At 64.4% G+C, this 17,296-nt stretch carries 12 protein-coding genes and 1 riboswitch; of the genes, 10 read left to right on the forward strand and 2 right to left on the reverse strand.

Annotation, left to right across the window (positions count from 1 at the left end; genetic code table 11):
• Positions 1-8: 8 nt before the first annotated feature.
• From queA to BM160_RS09305, 9 genes are all read left to right on the forward strand, one after another.
• A complete protein-coding gene (queA, locus tag BM160_RS09265; protein WP_092003931.1) occupies positions 9-1,079 on the forward strand; it encodes a tRNA preQ1(34) S-adenosylmethionine ribosyltransferase-isomerase QueA in 1,071 nt (356 codons plus the stop codon).
• Positions 1,080-1,101: 22 nt separating this feature from the next.
• The gene (gene tgt / locus BM160_RS09270) at positions 1,102-2,265 is read left to right on the forward strand and encodes a tRNA guanosine(34) transglycosylase Tgt (protein ID WP_092003934.1); all 1,164 of its coding nucleotides are present in this window, start codon (positions 1,102-1,104) and stop codon (positions 2,263-2,265) included.
• A 3-nt stretch (positions 2,266-2,268) separates the two neighbouring features.
• A complete protein-coding gene (locus BM160_RS09275) occupies positions 2,269-3,519 on the forward strand; it encodes a glycosyltransferase family 9 protein (protein ID WP_092003937.1) in 1,251 nt (416 codons plus the stop codon).
• Positions 3,520-3,532: 13 nt separating this feature from the next.
• Entirely contained in the window at positions 3,533-4,069 is a 537-nt protein-coding gene (locus tag BM160_RS09280; protein WP_092004165.1) for a GtrA family protein, read from the forward strand.
• Complete coding sequence (locus BM160_RS09285; protein WP_092003940.1) at positions 4,056-5,822, forward strand: ArnT family glycosyltransferase; 1,767 nt, start codon at positions 4,056-4,058, stop codon at positions 5,820-5,822. The genes BM160_RS09280 and BM160_RS09285 overlap by 14 nt, the downstream gene beginning before the upstream one ends.
• 47 nt (positions 5,823-5,869) lie before the next feature.
• The gene (locus tag BM160_RS09290; protein WP_092003943.1) at positions 5,870-6,871 is read left to right on the forward strand and encodes an aldo/keto reductase; all 1,002 of its coding nucleotides are present in this window, start codon (positions 5,870-5,872) and stop codon (positions 6,869-6,871) included.
• Between the two features lie 254 nt (positions 6,872-7,125).
• A complete protein-coding gene (locus BM160_RS09295) occupies positions 7,126-8,568 on the forward strand; it encodes an efflux transporter outer membrane subunit (protein WP_092003946.1) in 1,443 nt (480 codons plus the stop codon).
• A 22-nt stretch (positions 8,569-8,590) separates the two neighbouring features.
• Positions 8,591-9,745, forward strand: a complete 1,155-nt coding sequence (locus BM160_RS09300; protein WP_092003949.1) for an efflux RND transporter periplasmic adaptor subunit — start codon at positions 8,591-8,593, stop codon at positions 9,743-9,745.
• Positions 9,742-12,882, forward strand: coding sequence for an efflux RND transporter permease subunit (locus tag BM160_RS09305; RefSeq protein WP_092003952.1), 3,141 nt, complete (start codon positions 9,742-9,744; stop codon positions 12,880-12,882). The genes BM160_RS09300 and BM160_RS09305 overlap by 4 nt, the downstream gene beginning before the upstream one ends.
• Positions 12,883-12,927: 45 nt before the next feature.
• On the opposite strand, the gene BM160_RS09310 is transcribed toward BM160_RS09305, so the two are convergent.
• Both BM160_RS09310 and BM160_RS09315 read right to left on the reverse strand, forming a co-directional pair.
• Positions 12,928-13,998, reverse strand: coding sequence for a zinc ribbon domain-containing protein (locus BM160_RS09310; RefSeq protein ID WP_092003955.1), 1,071 nt, complete (start codon positions 13,996-13,998; stop codon positions 12,928-12,930).
• 50 nt (positions 13,999-14,048) lie between these two features.
• Complete coding sequence (locus BM160_RS09315; RefSeq protein ID WP_092003958.1) at positions 14,049-16,019, reverse strand: MFS transporter; 1,971 nt, start codon at positions 16,017-16,019, stop codon at positions 14,049-14,051.
• Between the two features lie 240 nt (positions 16,020-16,259).
• On the opposite strand from BM160_RS09315, the gene BM160_RS09320 reads away from it, so the two are divergent.
• Positions 16,260-16,991 (forward strand): helix-turn-helix domain-containing protein, encoded by a 732-nt coding sequence (locus tag BM160_RS09320; protein WP_092003961.1) that lies wholly within the window; start codon positions 16,260-16,262, stop codon positions 16,989-16,991.
• A 148-nt stretch (positions 16,992-17,139) separates the two neighbouring features.
• Positions 17,140-17,246: riboswitch (glycine riboswitch) on the forward strand.
• Positions 17,247-17,296: the final 50 nt, after the last annotated feature.

The raw sequence follows: 17,296 nt of genomic DNA on the forward strand, positions 1-17,296 counted from the left end.
GTGCCTTCATGAAGACGACTTTCAGCCTCAGTGACTTTGATTTCACACTCCCCGAAGAATTAATCGCCCAGCACCCGGCGGCCCAGCGCAGCGCCTCGCGCCTGCTCGATGGCCGGGCGGCTGCGGCCGCTGATCGCCGCTTTGCCGATTTGCCCGACCTGCTGCAGCCGGGCGACCTGCTGGTGTTCAACGACACCAAGGTCGTCAAGGCCAGGCTGTTCGGTCAGAAATCCAGCGGCGGCAAGCTCGAACTGCTGATTGAGCGCGTGCTGTCACCCAGCACCGATGCCGGCCATGAAGTCGCCGCTCATATGAAAGTGAGCAAGAAGCCCTTGCCTGGCGCGGTGCTGCAGATGGACGGCGGCTTTACCGCCACGCTGCTGGGGCGCTGGCCCGAGGCCCACGGGCCGCTCTACCGCTTTCGGCTCAGCAGCGACCCCTACGCGCTGATGGCGCAGCACGGCCATGTGCCGCTGCCGCCCTACATCACACACAGCGATTCGGCGGATGACGAGCAGCGTTATCAGACGGTGTTTGCCAAGCACCCCGGCGCGGTAGCGGCGCCCACGGCCGCGCTGCACTTTGACGAGGCCATGCTGGCGCAGCTGGAGGCCCGTGGCGTGAGGCGCGCCAGCGTCACCCTGCATGTGGGTGCCGGCACCTTCCAGCCGGTCAAGACCGAAGTCATCGCCGAGCACACCATGCACTTCGAGCGCTTTGAAGTGCCTGCCACCACGCATGAGGCGATTGCCGCCTGCAAGGCGCGCGGCGGCCGCGTCGTGGCCGTGGGCACGACCACGGTGCGGGCGCTGGAGTCGGCCGCCCACTTCGGCCCAGCCTGCAAGGACACCAACATCTTCATCACGCCTGGCTTTGAGTTTCAGGTGGTGGACCTGCTGCTGACCAATTTTCACCTGCCCAAGAGCACGCTGATGATGCTGATCAGCGCCTTCTCGGGTTATGCCCACATCATGGCGCTGTACCAACACGCGATTGCCCAGCGCTACCGCTTCTTCAGCTACGGCGACGCCATGCTGCTGGCCCGCCAGACGCCCCAACCCCCAACCGCGCAGCTTTAAACACACCTGCGACAATCACAAAATGCTAGCTTTTGAAGTCCTGAAAACCGATCCGGCCACACCTGAGAGCGCAGGCGCCTACCTCGGCTCCTACGCCCGTCGCGGCCAGCTGACGCTGAACCACGGCGTGGTGCAAACCCCCATCTTCATGCCGGTGGGCACCTATGGCACCGTCAAGGGCGTGATGCCGCAGTCGCTGCACGACATGGGCGCGCAAATCATCCTGGGCAACACCTTTCACCTCTGGATGCGGCCCGGCCTGGATGTGATGAAACAGTTCGGTGGCCTGCACAAGTTTGAAAGCTGGCACAAGCCCATACTCACAGACAGCGGCGGCTTTCAGGTCTGGTCGCTGGGCGAGATGCGCAAGATTTCCGAGGAAGGCGTGAAGTTCGCATCGCCGGTCAACGGCGACAAGCTGTTCCTGACGCCTGAAATCTCCATGCAGATTCAGACCATTCTGAACAGCGACATCGTCATGCAGTTTGACGAGTGCACGCCTTACGACACCAAGGGCCACATCACCACCGAGGCCGAGGCGCGCAGCTCCATGGAGCTGAGCCGGCGCTGGGCCAAGCGCTGCGAGGACGAGTTTGCCCGGCTGGAAAACCCCAACGCGCTGTTCGGCATCGTGCAGGGCGGCATGTTCGAGAACCTGCGCCAGGAGTCGCTGGATGCGCTGGTCGAGATGGACTTTCCCGGCTATGCCGTGGGCGGCGTCAGCGTCGGCGAACCCAAGGAAGAGATGCAGCGCATCATGGCGCACACACCGCACCGCCTGCCGGAAAACAAGCCGCGCTATCTGATGGGCGTGGGCACGCCGGAAGACCTGATCGAAGGCGTGGCCTCGGGCGTGGACATGTTCGACTGCGTCATGCCGACCCGCAATGCGCGCAACGGCCACATGTTCACCCGCTTTGGCGACCTGAAGATACGCAATGCGCGCTACAAGACCGAAGAAGCACCGGTCGACAGCAGCTGCAGCTGCTACACCTGCCGCAACTTCAGCCGCGCCTATATGCACCACCTGGATCGCTGCGGCGAAATGCTGGGCCCCATGCTGAGCAGCATCCACAACCTGCATTACTACCTCAACCTGATGCAGGAAGTGCGCGACGCGCTGGACGCCGGCCGCTTTGGCGAATTCGTCACGCAGTTCAAGGCCGACCGGCAGCGCGGGGTTTAAACCATGAACCTCCAGCTGCAACGATGGATTGACCGCTGGGTTGGCGTGCCGCTGTGCGCGGCGGTGTCGGGCGTGGACAAGATTATTCGCAGCTTCAAGCCCCTGTCGCGCACGGCAGACCAGGCGCCGCGCGCCATCGTGGTGATACTGCTGTCCGAAATGGGCAGCCTGGTGCTGGCGCACGACATGTTCACGCGCCTGAAAACCCGCTACCCGAATGCCGAGCTGCACGCCCTGCTGTTTCGCAAAAACCGGGAAATCCTGGATCTGATGCAGGTGATCGCTCCGGCCAACGTCCACACCGTGGACGACAAATCGCTGGGCGGCCTGCTCTCCAGCCTATGGCAGGCCATAGGCGAGCTGCGCCGCGCCAAGGTGGACGTGGCGATTGACTGCGAGCTGTTCTCGCGCATCAGCAGCCTGCTGTCCTATGCCAGTGGCGCGGCGGTGCGCGTGGGCTTTCACCGCCATACCCAGGAAGGCTTGTACCGCGGCTCGCACATCAACCGGCCTGTTCCCTACAACCCCTATCACCACATCAGCGCGCAGTTTTTGACGCTGGCGCGGGCGATTGACTCGACCGCCGTACCCAAATCCAAATTGCCGGCCAATCTTGCCGCGGTCGGTGCCGGCAAACCGCCGCCGCATGTGCGGCTGGGCGCCGCCCTGGTTCCCGGCATTCAAGGCCGGCTGGCCCAGGACTTTCCGGCGATTGCCGGCAAGCCGCTGGTGCTGGTCTATCCGGGTGGCGGCATCTTGCCGATTCGCGCCTGGCCGCTGGCCTCTTACACCGCGCTGTGCGAAGGCCTGGTGGCCGATGGCTGCGCCGTGGCCGTGATTGGCCTGAAGGACGACCAGGCGCTGGCCCAGGAACTGGTGGCCAACGTCAACCGCGCCTTTCCGGCAAGCGCCGGCAGCGCGGTGATAGATCTGACCGGCTACACGCGCTCCATCTCCGAGCTGCTGGCGCTGTTTCATGTGGCGCGCCTGCTGGTCACCAACGACGGCGGCCCGGGCCAGTTCGCGGCACTGACGCCGATCTGGACGCTGATGCTGTTTGGCCCGGAAACCCCAAGCCTGTACGCACCGCTCACGCCTAAGTGCCATTCCTTTTACAGCCAGTGGCCCTGCTCGCCCTGCCTGACCGCTTACAACCACCGCTCGTCCTATTGCGACGGCGACAACCAATGCCTCAAGGTCATAGCCCCAGCCGCCGTGCTGGCCAAGGCACGCGAATGCCTGGCCGCGCCCTGACCGGCCTCTTTTGATGTCACGCTTACGAACCTTTGCCGAGGCGGTCATCAGCCGCCTGCCAGCGCGGCTGCAGCCCATGGCGCGCTGGCGCTTCATCAAGTTTGGCGCGGTCGGCGCCAGCGGCACGGTGATCAATATCGCCGTGCTCTACCTGTCGCAGGAGTTCTTGCTGCGCGGCATCGCCGACTTTCACACCCGGCTGAATTACTCGATTGCGCTGGCCATCACGCTGGCGACCATCAGCAACTTTTACTGGAACCAGCGCCTGACCTGGCGCGACCGCAAGCACCCGCATTCGGCCCTGTTCCTGTTCGCCAAATACGTGATGGCGGCGGCCTTGTCGATCGCCATCCAGTCCTTGCTGACCAAGTGGCTGGCCCAGTACCTGCATTACATCGTGGCCAACCTGGTGGCGATTGTGCTGGCCAGCGTAGCCAACTTCCTGGCCAATGACCGCCTGACCTTCCGTCGCCACCGCGCCAAAACACCGGCCACCGACGCGGCGAACGAAAACGCCACAACGCCCTCCAAGCTTCATGACAAGCCCTGAAAAACCAAGCGCCCGTCTGCCCGCCCACCTGCTCTGGATAGGCCTGGCCGTCCTGGTCGCCCTGGGCTATCTGTTTGGCCTGGGCGGCGACCACATTCCGCGCAACGGCGACGAGCTGGTCTACGCCAACATTGCCCGCATGACGGCCGAAACCGGCCACTGGCTGCCGCTGGTCAGTGCCTGGGATTTCATGCGCAACACCAAGCCGCCCTTGCTGTTCTGGCAGGCCATCGTGGCCGGCGGCTGGGGCGAGCACTGGACACTGCTGCGCCTGCGCCTGCCCAGCATGGCCTACACCTGGGGCATCACGCTGATGGTGGGCCTGCTGACCTGGAAAACCGTTCGCGGCGAAGCACCAGCGACGGAGCAGCAAAACCGCCGCGCCATGAGCCTGGGCGCGATCGCCGCCCTGGTCTATCTGTCGTTTTTCACCACCTACCGCTACGGCCGCCCTTTCCTGACCAGCGCGTCCGAGACCTTCTGGCTGTTTGGCGTGTTTTTTGCGCTGGCCTGGTCACCGGCCAAGCTGATGGCCTCACGCTGGAAGTTTCCGCTGATCGCCGGCCTGGCGCTGGGCATTGGCTGCCTCTACAAGTCCTTTGCCATGGTGGTGCCGGTGGGCTTTGGCCTGGCGCTGTGCTATCAGATGGTGGGGGCCAAGCAGGCGCCGTGGAAGGTCTGGCGGCCCGGCGTCATGCCAGATGCGCTCAAGGTGCTGGCCATCTGCCTGCTCGGGCTGGCGGTGTTCGGCCTGTGGTTTGCGGTCGACCCGCAGCCGGGCGAAGTCTGGCGCGAGTTTGTCGTCGGCGAGAACGCCGGCAAGATGAACTCCTCCAAAGGCTACTTCAGGTCCGCCCTGAGCGGCAGCGGCGGCGTGCTGACCATACTGACCGGCTATTTTTCCAATGCGCTGTTTCTGCTGCCGCTGTCCATAGGCGCCATGGTGGCGGCCTGGCGCGCCTGGCGCCAGCGCCGCGGCACGGCGCAAAGCATCAGCGACGCCGAAAAAATCATGTGGCTGTGGCTGCTGGCGCTGGCACTGGTGTTCATGCTGCCGACGCAGCGCTCGACCCGCTACCTGATCCCGGCCATGCCGGCGCTGGCGGTGGTGATGGCGCTGTACTGGGAGCGCATTGGCCGCATCTGGTTCAGCCTGACGCTGCTGGTCTGCATGATAGGCCTGCTGGCCATGGGACTCATAGGCTATGGCGCCGTGCGCGCGACGCAAAACAGCTGGGTTTACTCGCCGCTGTTCTGGCTCTTGCTGGCCGCCTCGGCCCTGGTCTGCGCCATCGCCATGTTCAAACAGAGCTGGACCCGCCCCGTCACCGCGCTGGCCGGCTTTGCCGTGATCTTTGCGCTGGCCTGGGTGACCGAGCCCTTCAACGGCGAGATGGGGCGCTTCCGTGCCGATACCAATGCCCTACTCAAAGGGCAGACGGTGCAGGTGCCTAGCAACTTCAACGGCCATTTCGAGCGCTACGAATTCATCATTCCCGGCGCCAAAATCGTGCCCTACTTTGCCGCGCAGCCGGTGGACTACCAGGATGTGGATGCGCTCTTCAAAACCAGCCGCTACGCCCTGGTGCAGCGCCGCATCGGCCAGCCGCCCTGTACGCAGTGCCGCATCCTGGATGAGCGCTGGGACCTGCGCTCGCGCCAGGACGAAGCCGACGGCACCATGGCCGCCTTCAAGACTCCCGAGACCTACTGGTACGCCAAGGAATACCTGGTCGAACGCCTGACGCCCTGAAGGCGGTTGGCGCAGGCCCCTCTTCTCTTTTCAACAAGGAATAGACGATGCAATACCGCCGCCTGGGAAAAAGCAATCTGAAGGTATCGGCCCTGTGCCTGGGCACCATGATGTTCGGCCGACAGACGCCTATTGAAGAGGCGGCACGCATTGTGGCCTCGGCGCGTGCGCACGGCATCAACTTCATTGACACCGCCGACGTCTACAACCAGGGCCAGTCGGAAAAAGACCTGGGCCAGCTGCTCAAGGGCCAGCGCCAGCACTGGGTGCTGGCCAGCAAGCTGGGCAATCCGGTCAGCGAAGCGGTCAACCAGAGCCACTACTCGCGCCGCTGGCTGATCCAGCAAACCGAGGCCATTTTGGCACGGCTGCAAACCGACTACCTGGACATTCTTTACCTGCACCGCGACTACCACGAGGAAAACCTGGAAGAAGCGGTGCGGGCCCTGGGCGACCTGATCAGCGCCGGCAAGATCCGCAGCTTTGGCCTGTCCAATTTCCGCGGCTGGCGCATCGCCGAAGTGGTGCGCCTGTGCAAGGAATTGGGTGTGCAGCCGCCTAGCGTCTGCCAGCCCTATTACAACTTGCTGAACCGGGGCCCGGAGGTGGAAATCCTGCCGGCCTGCGGCCATTACGGCCTGGGCGTGGTGCCCTACAGCCCGCTGGCGCGCGGTGTGCTGACCGGCAAATACCCGCCCGGCCAGCCGCCGGCCGAGGGCACGCGTGCCGGCAGCGGCGACAAGCGCATTCTGGAGACCGAATTCCGCGAGGAGTCGCTGCTGATTGCGCAAAAGATCAAGGCCCGCTGCGAAGCCAGGGGCCAGATCCCCGGTCAGTTTGCCGCCGCCTGGGTCTTGGCCAATCCACTGATCAGCGCGGTCATTGTCGGGCCGCGCACGCTGGCCCACCTGGAAGACGTCTATGGCGCGCTGGACCTGACGCTGACGGCGGAAGACGAAGCCTTCGTCAATGCGCTGGTGGTGCCGGGACATGCCTCCAGCCCGGGCTACAACGACCCGGGCTATCCGTTTTTTGGCCGGCCGGTCTGAGCGTGCATCCTGGCCGGCAGCGGCCAGGCCATCCATTGCTATAAATTAAATAGCTATCTGCGCCCGTAGTACCTGGGCCAACGCCCGATTTTGCTTAAATTTCCGGCTCTACTCCCGGGGCCTGGCCTGGCCTGCGGAACTTGCCCCGCTTACCGCCCTCCAATGAATGGGCACAGGCCGTGCCGGGCCAGCGTCTGACGCTGCGCTTTACCTAGACATTCCAGCTCTCACGTCCCTTGACCGGAGACTTGCACATGGATGCACCGTGCGTAGCTTCAGCGCGACTAGCCGCGACTGTGCTCGCCGCTGCCTTGCTCGTTGCTTGTGCGGCCGGCCCCGACTATGTCCGCCCTACGGTCGAGGCGCCGCAAGCCTACAAGGAAGACGGGCCGTGGCGGCCGGCGCAGCCCCAGCGCATCGACAGCCAGCAGCCCTGGTGGTCGCTTTACGCAGACAGCACACTAGACGGCCTGATCGCGCAGGCCACCCAGGCCAACCAGAATATTGCCCAGGCCGAAGCCCAGGTTCGTCAGGCCCATGCCATTGCCGACGCGGCCAGGGCGGGCTTTTTTCCAACGGTTGGCGCCACGGCCAACGCAGTTCGCGCGCGCACCGACACGAACGCAAACCATTTGGGCAATACCGTCAGCGTGGGGCTGCAGGCCGGCTGGGAGCCTGATCTGTGGGGCGGCGTGCGGCGCGCGGTCGAGGCCGGCAAGGCCGGCAGCCAGGCCAGCGCCGACGATCTGGCGGCGGCGCGCCTGAGCGTGCAGGCCACGCTGGCGCAGGACTACTTCCAGCTGCGCACCACGGATCGCCAGATCGCGCTCTACGAGCGCACGGTGGCCGCCTACCGCAAGGCGCTGGCGCTGACGCAGGCGCAGTACAACGCCGGCGTCACGCTGCGCTCCGACGTGGCGCTGGCCCAGACGCAGCTGGAAGCCGCCGACGCGCAGCGCATAGACCTGCAGGTGCAGCGCAGCCAGCTGGAACACGCGCTGGCCGTGCTGCTCGGCAAGGCGCCGGCCGCCTTTGAGCTTTCCGCGCTTTCATCGCTTGAAGCGCCGCCGGCCACGCTGCCGCTGATCCCGGCCGGACTGCCGTCCGAGCTGCTGGAGCGCCGGCCCGACATCGCCGGCGCGGAGCGCCGCGCGGCGCAGGCCAATGCCAACATCGGCGTGGCCCGGTCGGCCTACTACCCGGCGCTGACGCTGGGCGCCAGCCTGGGCAGCAGTGCCGCCAGCCTGGCCACGCTGTTCACGGCCCCGGCCAGCGTCTGGTCGCTGGGCGCCACGCTGGCGGGCACGCTGCTCGATGGCGGCCTGCGCAAGGCGCACGACGCCCAGGCCGTGGCGGCCTACGACCTGGCCGTGGCCCAATACCGGCAAACCGTGCTGGCCGGCTTCCAGGAGGTGGAAGACAACCTGGCCGCCCTGCGCGTGCTCGGCCAGGAGTCCGCCGTGCAGGAGCGGGCGGTTCAGGCCGCCCAGTTGTCCGAACGTCTGGCGCTGAGCCAGTACCGCGCCGGCAGCGCCAGTTACCTCGCGGTGGTCAATGCGCAAACCCTGTTGCTGACCAACCAGCGCACGGCCGAGCAGTTGCGCGGCCGCCAGTTGGTCGCCAGTGTCGCGCTCATCGCGGCCACGGGTGGCGGCTGGAGCAGCGCCGACAGCGCAACGCTGGCGCGCACGCCTTGACCGCCGCCAAAAGAAGACCGCCATGAGCCCATCGCCTGCCCGTCGCCGCAACCTTCTGCTGGGCTTGATAGTCCTTCTTGCCGTGCTCGCCGGCCTCTGGTATGTCAACCGGCCGGCGCCGCTTGCCCGGGTTGCGGCGCCCGCCGTGCGGGTCACCACGGCGCCCGTTCTGGCGCAATCGGTGCCCATCTACCTGACGGGCATAGGCACGGTTGCCGCCGCGCAAAGCGTCACGGTCAAGGCGCGCATCGATGGCCAGCTGGACCAGATCGGTTTCAGCGAAGGCCAGGACGTCAAGGCCGGCCAGATGCTGGCGCGCATAGACCCGCGCACGCTGCAGGCGCAGCTGGCGCAAGCGCAGGCTCAGCGCGCCAAAGACCAGGCCCAGCTCTTGAACGCGCGCACCGACTTGCAGCGCTTTGTGCGCCTGATCGGCGAAGACGCGGCGACGCAGCAGCAGCTGGACACGCAAAAAGCGTTGGTCGCCCAGCTCCAAGCCAGTGTGCAGACCGACGACGCGCAGATCCGGTTTGCCCAGGTGCAACTGAGCTTCACCACCATACTGGCGCCCATCAGCGGGCGCGTGGGCGCGCGCCTGGTGGATCCGGGCAACATCGTGCATGCGGCCGACGCCAATGGCCTGGTGGTGATCAACCAGATAGATCCGATCGCCGTCGTCTTCACCTTGCCCGAGGACGCCTTTCAGGACATCAACCGGGCGCTCCAGGCCAGCCGCCAGCCCCTGGCCGTGCAAGCCTACCCCCGCGAAGGCCAGGACTTGCTGGGCACGGGCAGTCTGGTGCTGCTGAACAACCAGATCGACCCGGCCACCGGCACGGTGCAGCTCAAGGCCAGCTTTCCCAACCCGCAGCACCGCCTCTGGCCGGGCCAGTTTGTCAACGTGCGCCTGCTGCTGGGCACGCGCGAGCAGGCCCTGACCGTGCCCGCCGCCGCCGTGCAGCGCAGCCAGGACGGCACCTATGTCTATGTGGTCGATACCGATGGCAAAACGGTGCAAAACCAGGCCATCGCCGTGGCGCAGATCCAGGACGGCCTGGCCGTCGTCAAGCAAGGCCTGGGCGCCGGCCAGCGCGTCGTCGTGGCCGGGCAGTACAAGCTCAAACCGGGGGCCGCCGTTGCTGAAACCACGCCCCCGGGCGCAGGGGCAGGAAAATGAGTCTTTCCGCGGGCTTCATCAAACGCCCCATAGGCACCACGCTGCTGGCCCTGGCGCTGCTGCTGGTGGGCATGGCGACCTTTCCCCTGCTGCCCATCGCACCGCTGCCGCAGGTGGACTTTCCGACCATACAGGTTTCGGCCAACCTGCCCGGCGCCAGCCCCGAGACCATGGCCTCGAACGTGGCGCAGCCATTGGAGCGCCAGTTCGCGCTGATTGCCGGCCTGTCGCAGATGACCTCGATCAGCGGCACCGGTTCGTCACAGATCACCCTGCAATTCGAGCTGAACCGGCCCATAGATGCCGCCGCGCTCGACGTGCAGGCGGCCATCAACGCCTCCAGCGGCCAGTTGCCGGCCAACCTGCCGAGTCCGCCGACCTTTCGCAAGGTGAACCCGGCGGACTCGCCCATCATGCTGCTGGCAGTGCAGTCCAGCACGCTGCCGCTGATCCAGGTCAACGACTATGCCGACAACATCCTGGCGCAGCAGATCTCGCAGATCTCGGGCGTGGGCCTGGTCAACATCGGCGGCGCGCAAAAGCCCGCCGTGCGGATACAGATAGACCCCGGCAAGCTGGCCGCCATGGGCCTGAGCCTGGAAGACATACGCGGCGTCATCGCCACCGTATCGGTGAACCAGCCCAAGGGCACGCTTGACGGTCCGGCGCAGAGCTTCACCGTCTACACCAACGACCAGCTGCTCAGCGCCGCGCCCTGGAACGATGTGGTGCTGGCCTACAAGAGCGGCGCGCCGGTGCGGGTGCGCGACATCGGCGTGGCGGTCGACGCTGCGGAAAACAACAAGGTGGCGGCCTGGGCCTACGCCGGCGCCGCGGCGCCCGACAGCGGCATACGCAACGGCCGCGCCCTGCTGCTGGTCATCTTCAAGCAGCCGGGCGCCAACGTGATAGAGACGGTCGACCAGATCAAGGCCGCGCTGCCGCGCCTGCAGGCGGCCCTGCCGCCCACGGTCGAGGTCCACACCCTGGTCGACCGCACGCAGACCATACGCGCCTCGGTGCATGACGTGGAGTTCACGCTGCTGCTGACCATCGCGCTGGTGGTGCTGGTGATCTTCATCTTCCTGCGCAACGTGGCGGCGACGCTGATCCCCAGCGTGACCGTGCCGCTGGCGCTGCTGGGCACCACGGCCATCATGTACCTGGTGGGCTTCAGCCTGGACAACCTGTCGTTGATGGCGCTGACGATCTCGGTCGGCTTTGTCGTGGACGACGCCATCGTGATGCTGGAGAACATCTATCGCCACATCGAAGCCGGCATGGCGCCCATGGAGGCGGCCTACCGGGGCGCCGGCGAGATCGGCTTCACCATTGTCTCTATCTCGGTCTCGCTGGTGGCGGTGTTCATTCCGCTGCTGCTGATGGGCGGCATCGTCGGCCGGCTGTTCCGCGAGTTCGCCATCACCGTCACCCTGGCCATCGCGGTCTCGGTGCTGATCTCGCTGACCCTCACGCCCATGCTGTGCTCGCGCTTCTTGAAGAACGAACATGGCCGCGCGCACGGCCGCCTGTACCAGCTCTTCGAGCGCGGCTTCGAGGCCTTGCTCAATGGCTACAAGCGCGGCCTGAACGTGGTGCTGCGCCACCAGTTCATCACCCTGTGCGTCTTTTTTGCCACGCTGGCGGCGACGGTGGCGCTGTTCGTCATCATCCCCAAGGGCTTTTTTCCGCAGCAGGACACGGGCTTCATCTTCGGCTCGGCGCAGGCCGGCCAAGACTCGTCCTTCGCCGCCATGAACCGGCGCATGCTGCAGTTCGCCGACGTGGTGCGCCAGGATCCCGATGTCACCGGCCTGTCCATGTTCGGCAACTCGTCCATCTTCAACACCGGCAACTTCTTCATCATGCTCAAACCCAAGGACGAAGGGCGCACCTTGAGCGCCGATCAGATCATTGCCCGGCTGCGTCCCAAGGTGGCGAACATCGAGGGCGCCTCGCTGCTGATGCAGGCCGGCCAGGACATCAACGTGGGCGGGCGCCTGTCGCGCACCCAATACCAGTACACCATCACCGACGCCAACCTGGACGAGCTCAACCTGTGGGCGCCCCGGCTGCTGGAGCGATTCGCGCAACTACCGGAGCTCACCGACGTGGCCTCGGACCTGCAAAATGCGGCCGCCACCGCCACCCTGACCATAGACCGCGACCGCGCATCGAGCTTCGGTTTCTCGCCCGGCGCCATCGACGCGACGATTTACGACGCCATAGGCCAGCGTCAGGTGGCCCAGTTCTTCACCCAGATCAACAGCTACCACGTGGTGCTGGAGGTGACGCCGGCGCTACAGGCCGACCCCTCGCTGTTTAGCAAGCTCTACATGACGTCGCCGCTGACCGGCCAACAGGTGCCGATGTCGGCCTTCGTCAAGCTCGACAGCAACAAGTCCGGCTACCTCTCGATCAGCCACCAGGGCCAATTCCCGGCCGTGACCCTGTCCTTCAACCTGGCGCCCGGCGTGGCGCTGGGCCAGGCGGTGGAGGCCATCGACAAGGCCCGCGGCGAGATGGGACTGCCGCAGGCGCTGACGGGCTCCTTCCAGGGCACGGCGCAGGCCTTCCAGGACTCGCTGCGCAGCCAGCCCTATCTGATTGCCGCCGCGCTGGTCGCCGTCTACATCGTGCTCGGCCTGCTCTACGAGAGCTTTATCCACCCGCTGACGATTCTGTCGACGCTGCCCTCGGCCGGCGTCGGTGCGCTCTTGATCCTGATGGCCGGGGGCTATGAGCTGACGGTGATCGCGCTGATAGGCATCATCTTGCTGATAGGCATCGTCAAGAAGAACGGCATCATGATGATCGACTTCGCGCTCACCGCCGAACGCGAGCAGGGCATGTCGCCGCGCGACGCGATCTACCAGGCCTGTCTGCTGCGCTTTCGCCCCATCATGATGACCACCATGTGCGCGCTGCTCAGCGGCCTGCCGCTGATGCTGGGCCACGGCGCCGGCTCGGAGCTGCGCCGGCCACTGGGCTTCGCCATGGTCGGCGGCCTGCTGCTGTCACAGGTGTTGACGCTGTTCACCACGCCGGTGGTCTACCTCTACCTGGACAGGGCCCACTACTGGTTCATGCGTCGGCGTGGCAAGAAGCTTGTGGCCAAGACGGCAAAAGCGCCATGAGGCATGAGTCGCCGGGCCATCACAGCCTCTCAACGCCTCACACACTCATGCTTGTGGCACGGCCAGCGCCCCTGGTTGGCCCGCTTCGGCCGTCGTGCCACAGGCATGGCAGAACTTGGCAAAGGCACTCTTGCGGGTGCTGCATTTGAAACAGTGGTCAAACAGGCCTATGCCGCAATGTGGGCAGAAATCGATCTCGGTGTTTTTCAGATCCACAGGCCGCTCGCAGCCCGGGCACACACTCTTGGACAAGCGCGCCAGCGCGGTGTCATAACTCAGCTCCTCGCGGCGCTGGGCATCGGGCAGCTGCTCGGCCAGTTTTTGTTTTTCCAGGTAGCGGTTGAGCGAGATGATGGCCTGCCGGCCCACCAGCACCGTGAGCACAATGCCGACGACATAGCGCACATAGCCGCCGTAGCTTGGCAGGTAGGGCACCAGTTCGACGAAGAAGGCAAACACCGCAAAGATGATGAAGCCCCAGACGAAAGGCCAGTAGGTCGTCTTGCGCTTTTTCGCAAACATCCAGCCGGCGAGCACCAATAGCGGCAGGGTCAGCGCCAAGCGGTACAGAAAGACGCGCAACTCGACGCGGCGGTATTCGGCATTGAGCAGCTTTTGTGCCGCCTCCTGCATCTCATTGAGTTTTCTTTGCTCGCGCGCCACCGTCTGCCTGGCATCGAGCGCCGCCTGCTGCTGCGCCTCCACCGCCACACCGGCAGCGCGCTCCCGGTCTTTCAGGGCATCCAGCGCCCTGGTGCGCGCCAGCAGCTCCGGGTCCTGCTCGGCCAGCTGCGTGGCGCGGCGCGTGGCCAGCCAGTTGTTAAAGGTTTCGCGCGCCGCCGCCGAGTCGGCTTGCGCGGCCCGGCGCTTGAGCTGAGCCTGCTCCAGTGCCGTCTGGGCGTCCTGCTCGGCGCGCTCGGCGGTTGTGATGGCCTTGCGCGAGGCGCTGCTGGCCGCGCCGTCCATATAGTCATCGAGTGAAAGCTGTTTCTCCACCTTGGGCAGGTCGCCCACAAGGGTGCCGCCCAGGCCAATCAGAAAGCCGGCAAACACAATGGCCACCAGCCACAGGCCGCGCTGCATCCATTTTTCGGTCAGTCGCAAGGTTTTGCTCATGGTGGACTCTCTTTAAGGTTGACTCAGGGTGGCAGGTTTATTTGGTGTTTTCAATCGACCATGAGCGCCGCCACCCTGGCGCGCAGTGCCTCGGGCTGCACCTCTGCCGCCGCCATGGGTGCCCCGGCTTTCAGGCCCACGCGGCTCCACATGCCGCGCCTGAAGGGCCGCACCATGGCGCCGCCCTTCTCGACCCGGCTGAAGAAGGAGCCCCACAAATTGGTCAGCGCCATGGGAATGACAGGCACATCCAGGCCATCACGCTCGGCGTTCTCCATGATTTTCATGATGCCGCCCCTGAACTCCTGCAGCGTGCCGTCTTTGGTGATGCCGCCCTCGGGAAAGATCGCCAGCAAATCGCCATCGCGCAGCACCTTGGCGGCCGCCTCAAAAGCCGCCTCGTAAGCCAGCGGGTCTTCAGCGCGCGGCGCAATAGGAATCGCCTTGGCCAGCCGGAATAGCCAGCCCAGCACCGGCATTTTGAAAATGCGGTGGTCCATCACAAAGTAGATGGGGCGCGGGCTGGCCGCCATCAGCAGCACCGGGTCGATAAAGCTGACATGGTTGCAGATCAGCACGGCCGCGCCCTGCGTCGGAATGTTGTCATCGCCCTTGACCCTGAAACGGTAAATGCAGCGTGACGCGATCAGCGCAATAAAGCGCAGCAGGTACTCGGGCACCAGCATGAAGATGTAAAACGCCACCACTGCATTGGCCAGGCCGACAAACAGGAAAATCTGCGGAATGCTGAACTCGGCCTTGAGCAGCGCGCCGGCCAGGATGGCGCTGACGATCATGAACAGCGCATTGAGAATGTTGTTGGCGGCAATGATGCGGGCGCGGTGCGTAGGCTGGCTGCGCAGCTGGATCAGCGCATACATGGGCACGCTGTAAAGGCCGGCAAACAGGCTGAGCAGGGCCAGATCCATCATCACGCGCCAGTGGTAATGCCGGGCCATGAAACTGGCGACACCCATGATGTCGGAGGGCGGCAGGCCGCGCGATGCGAAATAAAGGTCTATCGCAAAAACACTCATGCCTATGGCGCCCAGCGGCACCAGCCCGATCTCGACATGGCGTTTGCTGAGCACCTCGCACAGCAAAGAACCAGTGGCAATGCCGATGGAAAAAACCACCAGCAGCAAGGACGCCACCTGCTCATTGCCGTGCATCACCTCCTTGGCAAAGCTGGGGAACTGGCTCAGAAACACGGCACCGAAAAACCACATCCAGCTGATGCCCAACATGGAACGAAACACCACCACATTGCTGTTGGCAAGCTTGAGGTTGCGCCAGGTTTCGCTGACGGGGTTCCAGTTGATCTTGAGGTTCGGGTCGGTGCTAGGGGCCAGCGGAATGAACTGGGCAACCACCCTGCCGGCCAATGCCAGCAGCACGCAGCCCATGGCCACATAGTCGGGCCCGACCTGGGGTATGGCCACGATCAGGCCTCCCACGATATTGCCCAGCAAGATGGCCACGAAGGTGCCCATCTCGACCATGCCATTGCCGCCCGTCAGCTCGCGCTCGTTCAGGGCCTGCGGCAGGTAGGCAAACTTGACCGGGCCAAACAGCGTGGAATGCAAGCCCATCATGAAGGTGCAGCCCAGCAGCACAGGCACTTGCACATTGACGTTCTTGCTCATGAAACCGAAAGCGGCAATCAGCATGATCACCACCTCCAGGTTTTTGACAAAACGGATCACGCGGGTTTTCTCAAACTTGTCGGTGAGCTGGCCGCTGGTGGCGGAGAACAGCAAAAAAGGCAGGATGAACAGCGCGCCAATCACCAGGCCGGCCAGCGCGGGCGGCAGCCAGCTCACACTGAGCTGGTAGGTCACCATCACGGTGAAGCCGAACTTGAACAGGTTGTCGTTGGCGGCACCCGAAAACTGGGTCCAGAAAAAAGGCGCAAAGCGGCGCTGCTTCAACAAGGCAAACTGGTTCGGGTGCTCGTGCAAAGGCGGCGGCGCCAACGACGCAGCTGCGGGGCTGTCCTGACCGGCTAAATCAACACTCATGCATGACTCCTCTTTTCATTTTTTCCAGTAGATGGGTGGCAATGCCTTGTCCCAACTTTGACACCGCAGCGCCGGGAAACCCAGAGCGATTCTCTCCTGATTTCTCGGGTACCCCCTCGGGCACATGAAGTCTGAGCGGCCCGGCAAAAAACGCTACCGCTTATCAGTACAGGTCGACAGGACAAGCCCCAAAGTATCGACAATCAATACTTTCCAGTATTTTTTACTTAGGGAGTTTGCATGAGTAGCAGTGCCGACCTTGTGATCGCCCTGAAAAAGGAACTCAAGGCGGCGCAGATGACCTATGCCGATCTGGCGCGTGCGCTGGGCATGGCCGAGTCCAGCGTCAAGCGCATGCTGGCCAAGGGCGACATGCCGCTGTCGCGCGTCGATGCGATTTGCCGCGCACTGAAACTGGACTTTGCCGAGCTGGCCAGGCGCGTGGCCGACGCGCAGCCGCTGCTGGCGCAACTGAGCGAGCACCAGGAAAAAGCCGTGGTGGCCGACAAGAAGCTGCTGCTGGTCGCCATTTGCGTGCTGTCGCAATGGACGCTGGAGCAGATCACCGGCAGCTACCGCCTGAGCGAGGCCGAGTGCATCAAATACCTGGCGCAGCTGGACCGCATAGGCATCATCGAACTCAAGGCGCTGAACCGCTACCGGCTCAAGCTGGCCAAGACCTTTCGCTGGCGGGCCCATGGCGCGGTGATGGACTACTTTCGCGACAACGCCCTGCTGGACTATTTTTCCGGTGGCTTTGACGGCGGCGGGGAAGGCCTGCTGCTGGTGCACGGCGCCATCAGCCGCAGCCTGGCACCTTCGTTCATGGAGCGCATGCAGCGCGTGGCGCAAGACTTTGCCCAGCAGCACCAGACCGACCAAAAGCTGGCCGACAAGGACCGCGAAGGCTATACCCTGCTGCTAGCGATGCGAAGCTGGGAGTTTGAAGCCTTCGCCAACTTGCGGCGATGAAATCATCCTTAGAAAAGCTTTGACAAGACAGGCCTAGGCCGGTCAGAATCGCGGCTCATGCAGGAGAGTGGATGGCCAGGCAAAACGCCTGATATCCCACCGAAGGCGCAAACTTCCATACACGCTCAGGTCCCGTACTGCATGCCATGAAAAGCCGTCTGGAGAGCCATCACAGCACGTGATGCACCGAAGGAGCAAGCCCGCGGCAAGTGCCGCGGCGTGAATCTCTCAGGTACCAAGGACAGGGGAAGCGGCAACCAGCGGAACGCGTGAGCGTGTTTCCGGCTTCAGGTTGCTACTTTTTT

Source organism: Polaromonas sp. OV174, assembly GCF_900112285.1.
Classification (GTDB): Bacteria; Pseudomonadota; Gammaproteobacteria; order Burkholderiales; family Burkholderiaceae_C; genus Polaromonas.

Bases quoted from the DNA above. Each gene is read 5' to 3' on its own strand.
- BM160_RS09275 (WP_092003937.1), top strand. From the start codon at position 2,269: ATGAACCTCCAGCTGCAACGATGGATTGACCGCTGGGTTGGCGTGCCG.
- BM160_RS09315 (WP_092003958.1), bottom strand. From the start codon at position 16,019: ATGAGTGTTGATTTAGCCGGTCAGGACAGCCCCGCAGCTGCGTCGTTG.
- BM160_RS09295 (WP_092003946.1), top strand. From the start codon at position 7,126: ATGGATGCACCGTGCGTAGCTTCAGCGCGACTAGCCGCGACTGTGCTC.
- BM160_RS09285 (WP_092003940.1), top strand. From the start codon at position 4,056: ATGACAAGCCCTGAAAAACCAAGCGCCCGTCTGCCCGCCCACCTGCTC.
- tgt (WP_092003934.1), top strand. From the start codon at position 1,102: ATGCTAGCTTTTGAAGTCCTGAAAACCGATCCGGCCACACCTGAGAGC.
- BM160_RS09300 (WP_092003949.1), top strand. From the start codon at position 8,591: ATGAGCCCATCGCCTGCCCGTCGCCGCAACCTTCTGCTGGGCTTGATA.
- queA (WP_092003931.1), top strand. From the start codon at position 9: ATGAAGACGACTTTCAGCCTCAGTGACTTTGATTTCACACTCCCCGAA.
- BM160_RS09280 (WP_092004165.1), top strand. From the start codon at position 3,533: ATGTCACGCTTACGAACCTTTGCCGAGGCGGTCATCAGCCGCCTGCCA.
- BM160_RS09320 (WP_092003961.1), top strand. From the start codon at position 16,260: ATGAGTAGCAGTGCCGACCTTGTGATCGCCCTGAAAAAGGAACTCAAG.
- BM160_RS09310 (WP_092003955.1), bottom strand. From the start codon at position 13,998: ATGAGCAAAACCTTGCGACTGACCGAAAAATGGATGCAGCGCGGCCTG.
- BM160_RS09290 (WP_092003943.1), top strand. From the start codon at position 5,870: ATGCAATACCGCCGCCTGGGAAAAAGCAATCTGAAGGTATCGGCCCTG.
- BM160_RS09305 (WP_092003952.1), top strand. From the start codon at position 9,742: ATGAGTCTTTCCGCGGGCTTCATCAAACGCCCCATAGGCACCACGCTG.